Raw genomic sequence first — 13455 nt, 5'->3', positions numbered from 1 at the left:
CTAATTATTTGTGGATCAATAGTACTTTGTTAAGAGATGGAATAATTTTATTTTTATTAATGGCTAGTTTTTATAATTTATTGATTAAAAAAAATCACTTTAAATTTGTTATTTTCTTTATTTTTTTAACATTATTCAGATTGCCACTTTCTTTAATTTTTTTAATGTGTATATTCTTGTATTTCTTTATATACTCGTCTAATAAAAAGAGGAATGTATTTTTGTTATTAATAGTATTAATTATTTTTTATATTATAACTAGTTTTATATCAAGATGGGGCCCTATGGGATTAAAAATAATAAGTAGCAATTTAAAAAATGGGGAATTAATGCAAAGTTCTAATCTTATTAATATTGTTATAAGATTTTTAATAGGTCCTGTTATTGCTATAATTGGAGGTTCACCTTTTTATTCAAAAGCACGTTTTGTATTCAGACCAATATTTAATAAAATTTTTATATATACAAATTTAATGTTATCTCCATTGTATTTTGCTTTTTTAATTCAGTATTTGCTTAATATAAAAAAAGAGTTTATTCATAAAGATAAATTTTCTTTTCTTATACTAATAATATTTAGCACCATCTATGGATATTTATTAGCTTATAATGGATTTAGAATAAGAAATACATTAATGTGGAATTGGATTTTATATTTAATGGGGGGATATATGCTAGATATTTATGGTAGTAAAAATATTATATTATTATATATATTTTTACTTAATATAGGCTTTTTAGGTGGAATAGTTTATTTTGTATTTTTATAATAAAATTAATTTTATGTAGAAGGTGATATTGTGATTTTATTTGATTATAGGATGAATGATTGGACCGGGTTAGGTAAATACTCTAAAAATTTAATTAAAGAATTTAATAATATTCAATCTATAGATGATTTGTATTTGCTTTCCAATAAAAAAACAGAAGATAATAGATTTGATTTAAATAATATAAAATGTGAATCTGATGTTTTTAGTATTAAAGAGCAGTTAGAACTTCCATTTATAACTTATAATAATCAGATAGATTTATTTCATTCACCGCATTTTGTATTTCCAGTATTCAATTTCAATAAAATAGTTTTAACTATTCATGATATAACTCCATTATTATTTTCTGAAGATTATTCTAAAATGGCTATCATGTATATGAAAAGTATGATTTGGTTAGCTAAATTTAGAGCTAATAAGGTTATTACTGTTTCCAAAAATACAAAGCAAGATCTAATAGATAAATTTAATTTTAAAGAAGAAAAAATTAAAGTTACTCATATTGCAATTGATGACTTTTATGAGCAAATTGATGATGTACAAGCATTGAATACTATTAAAAATAAATATAATACTGGTGAAGAATATCTTTTGTATGTTGGAAATATAAAACCTTATAAGAATATTTCTCGTTTATTAAAAGCGTTAGCTAAAGTGAAAAAATATAACAAAGATATTAAATTGATTATTGTGGGTAAAAGAGATGATGGATATGATGAAGTTTTTGATATAATGGAAGAACATAACTTAGAAGACAATGTAAGTTTTACAGGATTTGTTTCTAATGAAGATTTATTATTACTATATAATGCAGCTACGGCGTTTGTTTTTCCTTCTTTGTATGAAGGATTTGGTTTACCACCTGTAGAGGCTATGGCATGTGGTACTCCTGTAGTAGCTACCAACACTTCTGCTGTTCCAGAAGTGGTAGATGATGCAGCTGTTAAATTTAACCCTTATGATGTTAATGAAATGGCTAAGTCCATTATTGATGTTTTAGACAACAAAAAATTACAACAAAAACTAAGCAAAAATGGATTAAAACGAGCTGAAAAATTTTCTTGGAAGAAAACCGCTAAAGAAACTTTAGAAGTTTATAAAGAAGTATTGAACAAATGATAAAGATATTACATAATATAATAATTTATATGGGGTGAAATATATAATGAAAGTTTTACTTTTAAATCCTCCTTTTAAAACAAAACATGGTAAATTTTCTAGAACATCTAGAAGTCCAGCTGTAACTAAAAGTGGAACTCTTTATTATCCATTTTGGTTATCTTATGCAACTGGAGTAGTAGAAGAAGCAGGACACAAAGTGAAGTTAGTTGATGCTTGCGCAAAAGGATATGATAAAGCTAAAACAATTAAATTAGTTAAAGATTATAATCCAGACTTAGTTGTCTTAGATACAAGTACTCCAAGTATATACAATGATGTTCAAGTAGCATCTGAAATTAAAAATAATTTATCTAATTGCTTTGTTACGTTAGTAGGCACTCATCCTAGTGTATTAATTGAAGAAACTTTAGATTTGGATAAGAGTATTGATGCTATAGCTAAAAATGAATATGATTGTACAATAAAAGAATTATCTGATATTTTATCTAATAATCAATTGACATCCGAAAACAGAAAAGATATCTTATCTCAAATAAAAGGTTTATCTTTTAGGGTTGATGATCAGATAATTCATAATGACTCCCGAGAACTTATTGATGATTTGGATAAACTACCTTTTGTTACTAAAATTTATAATAAACATTTAGATATTAAAAACTATTTTTTCTCTGCAGCTAAATATCCTATGGCTATGATAATCACTGGAAGAGGTTGTCCGGCTAGATGTAAATTTTGTGTATATCCGCAAGCAATGCACTCTAGAAAATATAGGTATAGAAGTGCAGAAGATATAGTTGAAGAATTTGAATATATAGTAGATAATATGCCTGAAATTAAATCTATAGGAATAGAAGATGATACATTTACTTTTGATAAAAAAAGAGTAAAAAAGGTATGTGATTTATTAATAGATAAAGAGATAAATAAAGAAGTAGATTGGTGGGTTAATGCCAGGGTGAACACTCTTGATTTAGAAACTATGAAGTTGATGAAAAAAGCAGGTTGTAGATTATTAATTGCAGGGTTTGAAAGTGGCTCACAGAAAGTTTTAAATGGTATGAACAAAGGAATAAATTTAAAAGATTCAAGAGAATTTACTAAAAATGCTAAACAAGCTGGTCTTTTAGTTCATGGATGTTTTATGGTAGGAAACCCTGGTGAAACTAAGGAAACAATGGATAAAACATTAGAATTTGCTAAACAATTAAACCCAGATACTGCACAATTTTATCCTATGATTCCATATCCAGGAACTGAAGCTTATGATTGGGCTAAAAATAATGATTATCTAAAAGATTATGATTATGATGGATGGTTAACGCAAGATGGGCTTCATAAAACAATAATTGATCCGGGGGATTTAACAGCCGAAGAATTAGTTTCTTTCTGTAGTAAAGCTCGAAAGGAATTTTATTTAAGACCAAAATATATTTTATATAAACTCAAACAATCTTTAACTGATTATCAAGAATTCAAAAGAACTTTTAAATCATTTATCAAATTTGCCAAACATCTTTATAATGATTTTAGAAATTAATCTAGGGGGGGATATTATGCAGAAAAAAGAAGATTTTTTGGTTTCGATAATCACCCCACTATATAATGAAGAGTCTTTTATTTCACAAACAATAAATTCTGTTTTAAATCAAACTTACAAAAATTGGGAATTGCTAGTAATAGATGATTGTTCTACAGATAATGGACCAGAAATTGTAAAAGAGTTTTCATTTGAAGAGAATAGAATAAAATTAATACAACTAGAAAAAAATATTGGTGTGACTAAAGCGCGTAATAGAGGTATAAAAGAAGCTGAAGGTAGATATGTTGCTTTTTTAGATAGTGATGATTTGTGGGAACCTGAGAAATTAGAAAAACAAATAAATTATATGAAAAAAAATAATTTTTCAATATCATTTACTAGTTATAAAAAAATTAATGAAGATGGAAATTATAGAGGTACAGTAGAAGTTCCTAATAGAGTGAAATATGCTGATTTGTTAAAAACAAATATAATGGGATGTTTGACAGTTATTTATGATAGAAAGGAATTAGGTAAAAGATATTTTAAAGATTTAGATAAAAGTGAAGATTATGTTTTATGGCTTGAAATTTTAAAAGAGGTAGATTTTGCTTTCGGGATTCAAGAACCTTTAGCTTCATATAGAGTTATGCAAGAATCAAGGTCTAGTAATAAAATTTCAGTTATAAAGCAACAGTGGAAAATATATAGAGAAATTGAAGGTTTAAACTTATTTAAAAGTTTTTATTACTTTCTTAATTATTTATATTATGGGTACAAAAGATATAGAATATAAAATTTTTATTGTATATAAGATATATTAAACAATAATAAGTTTAATATTCTAATCTATTATTAATCTTAAATAGAAATAATAATTATTTATTGAAAAAGGATGTTAGATGTTTAATAATAATAGATAGATAGTATTATTATTAAAATTTAAAAGGAGGCTACTTAATGGATCATTTAGACAAACTTGAAAACAAGAGTATTCATATTCTGAGAGAAGCATACAGTGAATTTAATAATTTAAGTATGTTGTGGTCAATTGGTAAAGACAGTACAGTCATGCTTTGGCTCGCTCGTAAAGCATTTTTCGGACATGTACCTTTTCCACTAGTACATATTGATACAGACTATATGATTCCTAAGATGATTGAGCATCGTGATAAGCTAGCTAAAAAATGGGAATTAGATATGATTTATGGTCAGGACGAAAAGTCATTAGAAGAAAATATGACTTATCCAGAAGGGAATGTAGACCATCAAGAATGCTGCCGGAGATTAAAAGCAGAAGCATTGAAGAATACCTTAAATGGTAACTGGAAGAGATATCGTATGAATCATGAAACAGGCGAGTATGAAGTTGATGATAATACTAAACCTTATACGGGAGTAATTGTTGGAGCTAGAGCTGATGAAGAAGGTTCTCGTTCTAAAGAAAGATATTTCTCTCCGCGAGATGAAAATAATGACTGGGATATTAGTGATCAACCTCCAGAGTTTTGGAGTCAATATAAAACTGATTTTGCTCCTGGTACTCATGTTAGAATTCATCCCTTATTAGATTGGACTGAATTAGACATTTGGGAGTATATTCAACGAGAAGAAATTCCGATAGTTGATTTATATTATGATCAAGGAGAAGGTAAAAGATATCGTTCTCTAGGTTGTGCTCCTTGTACTGAACCAGTAGAATCTGATGCTAAAAATGTAGATGAAGTAGTAGAAGAATTGAAAAATGGAAAATTTGCTGACGTAGCCGAACGAGATGGACGAGCTCAAGATCAGGATGAAGGCGCAGGGCTAGAAGATCTACGCAAAGACGGATATATGTAAATAAAAAATCAATAATTAAAATATTGCTGAAGGGAGCGAGATTATGACTAACAAAACGCATGATTCACGTGGCGACCAAGATATGAATATTGTAATTGCCGGTCATGTTGACCATGGTAAAAGTACAATTATTGGTCGTTTATTAGCAGATACTGATTCACTACCAGAGGGTAAGTTAGAATCTGTTAAAGAGACTTGTCGGAGAAATTCTAAACCATTTGAATATGCTTTCTTATTAGATGCATTAAAAGATGAACAAGACCAAGGAATTACTATTGATTCAGCACGAGTCTTTTTTGAAACAGATTTACGTAAATATATTATCTTAGATGCTCCAGGTCACATTGAATTTCTAAAGAATATGGTTACAGGTGCTGCAAGAGCAGAAGCAGCTTTATTAGTAATTGATGCTGATGAAGGAATTCAAGAAAATTCTAAACGTCACTGCTATATGCTTTCTATGTTGGGAATTGATCAAGTAGCAGTCTTAGTCAATAAAATGGACTTAGTAGATTATGATGAAGAAACATATAGAAAGATTGTAGCAGATTATACTGAATTTTTAGAAGAAATCGGTATGGAGGCTTCCAGTTTTATTCCAGTCAGTGGTATGGAAGGTGACAACTTAGCTAGTCTATCTGATAATATGTTGTGGTATGAAGAAGAAACAGTTTTAGATTTATTAGATAGCTTCAAAAGTCAGCCTTTACCAGAGAATAAACCATTTAGAATGCCAGTCCAAGATGTTTATAAATTCACTCGTGGTGGAGATGACCGACGCATCATTTCTGGTACAATAGAATCTGGTCAAGTCAGCGTTGGGGATGAAGTTGTTTTCTATCCTTCCGGCAAAAGTAGTACAGTAAAATCAATTGAAGGCTTTAATCGCCCTGATACAGATACTATTGGCGCTGGTTATTCCACCGGCTTTACTCTAGATGAACAGATATTTATAAAACGAGGTGAAGTTGCTACTTTAGCTGATGAAAAAGATCCTCATTCTGCAGCGCGAATTAAAACTAACTTATTTTGGTTAGGAAAAGAACCACTAACTAAAGATAAAGAATATCATTTAAAGTTAGGAACTTCTAAAGTAAAAGCTAGATTAGAAAAAATAGAACGAGTCATAGATGCTTCTGATTTAAGTCAAAGTGAAGATAAAGGTCAAGTTGAATTACATGATGTAGCACAATGTGTCTTTAAACTAGATAGTGCTATTTCCTTTGATTTAGCTAATGAATTAGAACATAGTAGTCGTTTTGTAATTGTAGATGATTATGAGATTGCTGGTGGAGGTTTAGTTGAAGAATCTCTAGAAGATGAACAAAGTTGGGTTCGTGAAAAAGTAATGCTTCGTAATTACAAATGGGAGAAGAGTAGAATTAATAGAGAAGAAAGAGCAGAGAAGTATAGTCAACAACCAACTTTAGTTTTGTTAACCGGTGAAGAAGATGTTGGTAAGAAACCAACTGCTAAAGCTCTAGAACAAGAATTATTTGATAGTGGTCGAGTTGTGTACTTCTTAGGGATTGGTAATCTTCTTTATGGTGTAGATGCTGATATTAAAGGAGATGAAAATCATAAAGAGGAACACTTAAGAAGATTAGCTGAGGTTTCTCATATTATGCTTGATGCTGGTTCAATCTTAGTTGTTACTGCAGTTGAATTAAGTCAAGATGATTTAGAGTTGATTCAAACTACAGTTAACCCTCAGCAGATTGAAACAGTCTGGCTTGGTGAAAATGTAACTACGGATATTGAATATGATTTACACATTGATGAGTTTGAGACGGAAGAAAAGGCAGCTTTGCAGGTTAAAGGGATGCTGCAAGATAGAGGAATTTTATTTAAAGCATGGTAACAAAAATAAATGCCAGCGTAAACGCTGGCATTTATTTTTTATGCTGTAGGGATTTGGCATGCCAAATCCACTGTTTTGAATTTAATTTGATACTCCCGTTTGAAAATTTTTAATTAGTTGTTAAGTAGGGTATAATAATAAGGAGGAGGGGAGTAATATGAAAGAGTTCAACGTAACCGGGACTTGCATTCCCAGTCAGCATTATATGGTTGATATCAAAGATAAATTAGACAAAATTGAAAGATTAGTAAATAAGGGCAAATATTTTACTATTAATAGACCGCGACAGTATGGGAAAACGACAATTATGTTCTTGCTTGCTCAGAGATTAAAAGACGATTATTTAGTGCTGAAGATGAGTTTTGAAGGATATGATCAAGAAATATATAAAGATCAAGTAGCTTTTATTAAGGAGTTTTTATTAACTTTAATTGATAAATTAGAGTTTCTGCAAGAACAGGAGTTAATAGATTTAATAGAAGAAAAAATAGATACAGTTACAAATATGAGAATGTTATCTCGACTTATAACTAAGCTAATCAAAGCAGCTGATAAAGAATTAGTTCTAATGATAGATGAAGTAGATAAAAGTAGTAATAATCAACTTTTTTTAGATTTTATTGCTATGTTGCGCAATAAATATTTATTACGCAAAGAAGGACAAGATTATACTTTTCAAAGTATTATTTTAGCTGGAGTACATGATATCAAAAACTTAAAATTGAAGTTAGAGCCTGGTCAAGAGCGAAAGTTTAATAGTCCTTGGAATATAGCAGTAGATTTCAAAGTGGATTTAACTTTTAATAGTGCAGAAATTAGTACTATGCTAGAAGAATATAAAAAAGATAAAGATGCAGTAATGGATGTTGAAGCAATAGCTCAAGAAATATATTATTATACTGCGGGGCATCCTTTTTTAGTTAGTAAGATTGCTAAAATAATAGATGAAGATTTGGATAAACAAGCTTGGAGAAAAAAAGATATTACTAAAGCATTAAAGATATTATTAGCTGAACAAAACACTAATTTTTCTAGTCTGATTAAAAATATAGAAAATAATGAGGAATTATATAATTTAATTCATAAAATAATTATGGAAGGTGAAGAAATCACCTATAATTCAGATAATCCACTTATTAAATTAGGAGAATTATATGGCATTTTTAAAAATGATAAGGGAATAGTTAAAATTCATAATAAAATTTATGAACAGAGAATTTATAATTATATGAGTTCAAAATTGGAAACATCACTTGAGATGACTCCTTATAATTTTAGAGAAAATTTTGTACGCAATGATGGAACATTAGATTTTGAGAAGATACTCAACAAGTTTCAATTATTTATAAAAGAACAGTATAGCAATAAAGACCAAGATTTTTTAGAAAGAAATGGGCGTCTACTATTTCTTGCTTTTATTAAACCTATTATTAATGGCAAAGGTTTTGATTTTAAAGAAGTACAAATTTCTGAAGAAAAAAGATTGGATGTAGTGATTACTTATCTTGACCAGAAGTATGTGGTAGAATTAAAAATTTGGCGAGGTAAAAAATATCACCAGCAGGGGATAAAACAATTAGCGGAATATTTAGATTTGCAAAGTGTAGAACAAGGATATTTAATCACATTTAATTTTAATCAGAATAAAAAGTACAAAAAAGAAGTAATAAATTATGAAGATAAAGAAATTTATGCTGTATGGGTTTGAAATGCTGTCCCCATTTTCTCATTGACAGTAGTTGTAATTTAATATAGAATATTAATTGAAATTACAGAACTTTATTGTTTAAATTATATTCATTGTTTGGATGTTTAATTTATAAATTGAAGTAAAGGTGGGATTTTATGTTTGAAAATTTTAAAAAGATAATTGTGACTTTAGGAATTGTATTATTTATTGCTTTATTATTACTTCCCACGCCAGAAGGTTTAACTCGGGCAGGGCAGAATTCTTTTGCAGTTTTTATTCTTTGTTTAACCTTGTGGATTAGTAGTGTCATACCACTATCGATTACTAGTTTATTAGGTATTGCTTTAATTCCTTTATTAGGAGTGTTGGAATTAGAACAGACCTTTGCTTTGTTTGGTAATAAAGCAATCTTCTTTATTTTAGGAGCTTTGATTTTAGCTGCTGGTATTTATCAAACTGGCTTGGGGTCTAGAATTTCTTTTTTACTCTTAAAGAATTTTGGTCAAGGGCCAAAAAGATTATTGATCAGTATTTTACTAACTTCTGCTTTTCTTTCCTGTATTATGCCTGAACACGCTGTAGCCGCCTTGTTATTTCCAATCATCATTGAAATTGCTACTACCTTAGAATTAGAACCTTTACAGAGTAATTATGGTAAATTGTTATTTCTAGTGATGGCTTGGGGTGCTATTGCGGGAGGTATTACAACCTTTCTTGGTGGTGCTAGAAACCTATTAGCAGTTGGTTTATTAGAAAAGAACTTCTCTGGCTTATCAATTGGCTTTTTCGAATGGATCAAATATTCGTGGCCGATGCCGACTATTATCTTAATTGTAATTTACTTTATGATAGAACATTATTTTGAGATTGATATTGATGATATTTCCGCTGCTCATAGAAAATTAGCTAAAGATATGAAAAAACGAGGGCCAATGTCAAAAATAGAATGGCGATTGACAATAGTGTTGGTATCAGTTATCTTTAGTTGGCTATTCTTATCACGATGGATTGATATAGCTATCATTGCTATTCTTGGTGCTGTAGCTAGTTTTGTTGCCGGCGTAGTAGAATGGCAAGATATAGAAGACTATATCAACTGGGGAGTTATCTTGATGTATGGAGGAGCGATTGTAGTAGCAACTTCTCTAGTCCAATCTGGTGCTACTGAATGGCTATCACAAGCAGTGTTCTCTAATTTAGAGTTATCTCCCAGAGTCTTTTTAGGCTTCTTAGCTATATTCACGATGTTAGTAACTGAAGGAGTTAGTAATGTTGCTGCTGTAGCAATTGTACTTCCTTTAGCATATAGTGTAGGAAATATTTACGGTATTAATCCGATTATTATTACCTTATCTGTAGCGTTACCAGGTGGTTTAGCCTTTACTTTACCAATGGGCTCTCCACCAAATGCAATTGCTTTTTCTTCTGGTTTTTACCGTGTTAAAGACGTAGTTAAATTAGGTTTGTTATTGATGTTTGTCTCATGGCTAGCATATTTAATTACTTCTAACTTGTATTGGCCGTTATTAGGATTAGAGATTATGTCTTGATGAGATAAGATTTATTAGAGTAAGACCTAAGGTCAAGTTTAAGAATATTTATTAAGGAGAGTGATCTAGTTGAAAAAAGTAATGGTGCTCTTATTTAGTTTTGCTGAATTAGACAAAGTAATTAATCACAGCTTCAACTTATTAAATGATGATGATGAGTTAGAAGTAGTAGCTATAGTGGGAGAAGAAGTATCTTCTTCTCTATCACATTTGATTACTGATGTTGGGTTTTTAGGTGATAAAGTATCTAGTGATGTAGAGGATGCTGTAGTGAATGAGTATCAAGATCGAGCTGAAAAAAGTTTAGAGCGAATTACAGATCGAGCCGAAGTCGATAGTCAGCATTTAGAAGTAGAAAAATTAACTAAGATTTCTCTAGATGAATTGAAAGATAAACTAGTCCGTGATGATATCGACCATTTAGTAATTAATTATACCGAAGACCAGTTTTTATCCAATGAAGTTCTAGATTATGATTTCAATGAATTTTTATCCAATATTAATATGCCTTATGAAGTTTATTTTGACGGTGAATTGTCAAAAACAAATAATTAAAATGATGATTTGATGCAATCAAATCGAACTGATAATCAATAAATTACGATTAATCAATCTTCTGTAGTGACTTGGCATGCCAAGTCAACCGGTTTTGAATTTGATTTTGATTATACGAATTTGATTTTGATTTGGAGGTTTAACAAATGAACAAAAAAATCGATTTACATTTACACACTACTGCTTCCGATGGTTCTTTTACACCTGAAGAACTAGTAGCAGAAGCAGAAGAAAAAGATTTAGCAGTAATTGCTGTCACTGACCATGATACTGTAGCAGGGGTAGAACCCGCTTTGGAAGCGGCTGAAAATAGAGAAATTAAAGTTATCCCTGGGATTGAGTTTACGACTTATGTTGATGGTCAGCGAGTAGATATTTTAGGTTATAATCTAGATTATAACAATTCGGACTTATTAAATATTATTGATAAATTACAAAATGCAAGACAGATTCGAGCTCAAAAGATTTTAGATAAATTAGCTCAATTTGATATTAATTTAAACTTTGATAAATTACAAGAATTAGCTGGTGAGACAGGTATTGGGCGACCGCATATTGCTCGTTTAATGGTTCAAGAGGGGTATGTTAATAACATGCAGCAGGCCTTTGATGATTATCTAGAAGATGGCGGTCCCGCCTATGTACCTAAATATAAATTGGCGCCTCAAGAAGCTGTAGAATTAATTACTGGGGCAGAAGGAAAAGCTGTTTTAGCCCATCCAGGAGAAATAGAAGATCGAGAATTAGTGAAAGAGTTAATTCAACGGGCAGGACTGAATGGTATAGAGGCTTATTATTCGAAGCATACTAAAGAGCAAACACAATATTATCTTGATTTAGCAGAAGAAAATGATTTGTTTGTGACCGGTGGGTCTGATTGTCATGGTCCGGCAAATGAAGATAAATATTTAATTGCTACTGTGGATGTGCCATTTGAGGTAGTTAATAATATTTTATAAAACATTATTAACTAATTTAATGCCGATAAATCAATGAAATGTAGGGACTTGGCACTGCAAAATCTATTTTTATTTATAAAATGGAAAATAATTATGTTTTATATTTCACAAAGTTGCAAAATTTTGTTATAATTATTATGATTGATAAATGTATAATCGTTTTTAGTGATAAGGGGGCAGATTAAATGAAATTATCAGTAGTTGGGACAGGCTATGTAGGATTAGTTTCAGGTGCTTGTTTTGCTGAATTAGGCAATCAAGTGACATGTGTTGATATTGATGAAGAGAAAGTAGAGGGCTTAAGAAATGGAGTCATGCCGATTTATGAACCAGGCTTAGAAGAAATTGTAGAGGAAAATTATGAAAATGGCAACTTAGAATTTACTACTTCATTAGAAGAAGGTGTTAAGAATAGTGATATTATCTTTATTGCTGTAGGTACTCCAGCTAAAGAAGATGGCGGAGCAGACTTATCAGCAGTTAAAACTGTAGCTAAAACTATTGCAGAAACTATGAAAGAATATAAAATTGTAGTTGATAAGAGTACAGTACCTGTTGGTACTGGAGATTGGGTTGAAGAATTTATTGCTGAACATCAAAAAAATGATTGTGATTTTGATGTAGTTTCTTGTCCAGAGTTTTTACGAGAAGGTTCTGCTGTTAGTGATACAATGAATCCTGACCGAATAGTAATTGGAACTGAAGATCAAAAACCAGCTGAAATTTTAGATGAATTACATCAAGATTTCAATGCTCCAATTTTGCATACTGACCGCCATAGTGCTGAAATAATTAAGTATGCTGCTAATGCATTCTTAGCTACAAAAATTAGTTTCATTAATGAGATTGCAAACATTTGTGAACGAGCTGGTGGTAATGTAGTAGAAGTTGCTAAAGGTATTGGCAGTGACCACCGAATTAGTGATAAATTCTTACGAGCGGGAGTAGGTTTTGGGGGCGCATGTTTCCCAAAGGATACAAAAGCAATTGTTAAGACAGCTAATGAAAACGACTATGACTTTAAAATTGTTGATTCAGTAGTAGAAGTTAACGAACAACAGAAAGAAACAATGGTTAATAAGTTAAAGAACTTATTACCTAATTTAACTAATAAAACAATCTCTGTATTAGGACTATCCTTTAAACCAAATACAGATGATATGCGTGAAGCACCATCACGAACTGTAATTAAGCAGTTACTAGAAGCAGGGGCTAAAGTTAAAGCTTATGATCCAATTGCAATGGATGAAGCTAAAGAGGTATTTGGAGATCAGATTGAGTATTGTGAAGGAACTTATGAGGCTATTAAAGATACAGAAGCAGTGTTATTAGTTACAGAATGGGATCAATTCCAGGATTTAGACTTAACTAGAGTTAAAAGATTATTGAATAAACCAATCTTTATTGATGGTCGTAACTGTTATGACCTCCATGAAATGGAACAAGAAGGATTTATCTATCATAGTGTTGGTCGTCCTTCAATTTCTGCTCATGATGTAGCAGCGACAAAAGAAGTGGCTGCAGTAAACGAATAAATCTTCGTAACCAGACTGATGCTCAGCATTTAGTCTGGTATTTTTTTAA

Annotated in this window: 11 protein-coding genes; all 11 read left to right on the top strand. The window is 30.4% G+C overall.

Annotation, left to right across the window (positions count from 1 at the left end):
- Positions 1-284 precede the first annotated feature (284 nt).
- Positions 285-770 carry a hypothetical protein gene (locus JOC47_RS14510; protein ID WP_204703080.1) on the top strand — a complete coding sequence of 162 codons (486 nt, stop codon included), beginning with the start codon at positions 285-287 and terminating at the stop codon, positions 768-770.
- A gap of 30 nt (positions 771-800) precedes the next feature.
- Positions 801-1892, top strand: coding sequence for a glycosyltransferase (locus JOC47_RS14505; RefSeq protein ID WP_204703079.1), 1092 nt, complete (start codon positions 801-803; stop codon positions 1890-1892).
- A 46-nt stretch (positions 1893-1938) separates the two neighbouring features.
- Positions 1939-3432: a B12-binding domain-containing radical SAM protein gene (locus JOC47_RS14500; RefSeq protein ID WP_204703078.1), complete on the top strand. Its 1494-nt coding sequence runs from the start codon at positions 1939-1941 to the stop codon at positions 3430-3432.
- A gap of 16 nt (positions 3433-3448) precedes the next feature.
- On the top strand, positions 3449-4210 hold the full coding sequence (locus JOC47_RS14495; RefSeq protein WP_204703077.1) for a glycosyltransferase family 2 protein: 762 nt from the start codon (positions 3449-3451) through the stop codon (positions 4208-4210).
- 164 nt (positions 4211-4374) lie between these two features.
- Positions 4375-5256, top strand: coding sequence for a sulfate adenylyltransferase subunit CysD (cysD, locus tag JOC47_RS14490; RefSeq protein ID WP_204703076.1), 882 nt, complete (start codon positions 4375-4377; stop codon positions 5254-5256).
- A gap of 43 nt (positions 5257-5299) precedes the next feature.
- Entirely contained in the window at positions 5300-7117 is a 1818-nt protein-coding gene (locus JOC47_RS14485; protein WP_204703074.1) for a GTP-binding protein, read from the top strand.
- A gap of 157 nt (positions 7118-7274) precedes the next feature.
- A complete protein-coding gene (locus JOC47_RS14480; protein WP_204703072.1) occupies positions 7275-8825 on the top strand; it encodes an AAA family ATPase in 1551 nt (516 codons plus the stop codon).
- Positions 8826-8962: 137 nt separating this feature from the next.
- On the top strand, positions 8963-10357 hold the full coding sequence (locus JOC47_RS14475) for an SLC13 family permease (RefSeq protein WP_204703071.1): 1395 nt from the start codon (positions 8963-8965) through the stop codon (positions 10355-10357).
- Between the two features lie 69 nt (positions 10358-10426).
- On the top strand, positions 10427-10912 hold the full coding sequence (locus JOC47_RS14470; protein WP_204703070.1) for a hypothetical protein: 486 nt from the start codon (positions 10427-10429) through the stop codon (positions 10910-10912).
- 146 nt (positions 10913-11058) lie between these two features.
- A complete protein-coding gene (locus tag JOC47_RS14465; protein WP_204703069.1) occupies positions 11059-11871 on the top strand; it encodes a PHP domain-containing protein in 813 nt (270 codons plus the stop codon).
- 185 nt (positions 11872-12056) lie between these two features.
- Positions 12057-13406, top strand: a complete 1350-nt coding sequence (locus JOC47_RS14460; protein WP_204703068.1) for a UDP-glucose dehydrogenase family protein — start codon at positions 12057-12059, stop codon at positions 13404-13406.
- Positions 13407-13455: the final 49 nt, after the last annotated feature.

Origin of the sequence: Halanaerobacter jeridensis (assembly GCF_016908315.1) — a bacterium.
GTDB classification, from domain to species: domain Bacteria; phylum Bacillota; class Halanaerobiia; order Halobacteroidales; family Halobacteroidaceae; genus Halanaerobacter; species Halanaerobacter jeridensis.
Note: the sequence above shows the minus strand (reverse complement) of the source record. Positions and strands in the feature narration are given on the sequence as shown.

Bases quoted from the DNA above. Each gene is read 5' to 3' on its own strand.
- JOC47_RS14480 (WP_204703072.1), top strand. From the start codon at position 7,275: ATGAAAGAGTTCAACGTAACCGGGACTTGCATTCCCAGTCAGCATTAT.
- JOC47_RS14475 (WP_204703071.1), top strand. From the start codon at position 8,963: ATGTTTGAAAATTTTAAAAAGATAATTGTGACTTTAGGAATTGTATTA.
- JOC47_RS14510 (WP_204703080.1), top strand. From the start codon at position 285: ATGGGATTAAAAATAATAAGTAGCAATTTAAAAAATGGGGAATTAATG.
- JOC47_RS14495 (WP_204703077.1), top strand. From the start codon at position 3,449: ATGCAGAAAAAAGAAGATTTTTTGGTTTCGATAATCACCCCACTATAT.
- JOC47_RS14465 (WP_204703069.1), top strand. From the start codon at position 11,059: ATGAACAAAAAAATCGATTTACATTTACACACTACTGCTTCCGATGGT.
- JOC47_RS14460 (WP_204703068.1), top strand. From the start codon at position 12,057: ATGAAATTATCAGTAGTTGGGACAGGCTATGTAGGATTAGTTTCAGGT.
- JOC47_RS14485 (WP_204703074.1), top strand. From the start codon at position 5,300: ATGACTAACAAAACGCATGATTCACGTGGCGACCAAGATATGAATATT.
- JOC47_RS14500 (WP_204703078.1), top strand. From the start codon at position 1,939: ATGAAAGTTTTACTTTTAAATCCTCCTTTTAAAACAAAACATGGTAAA.
- cysD (WP_204703076.1), top strand. From the start codon at position 4,375: ATGGATCATTTAGACAAACTTGAAAACAAGAGTATTCATATTCTGAGA.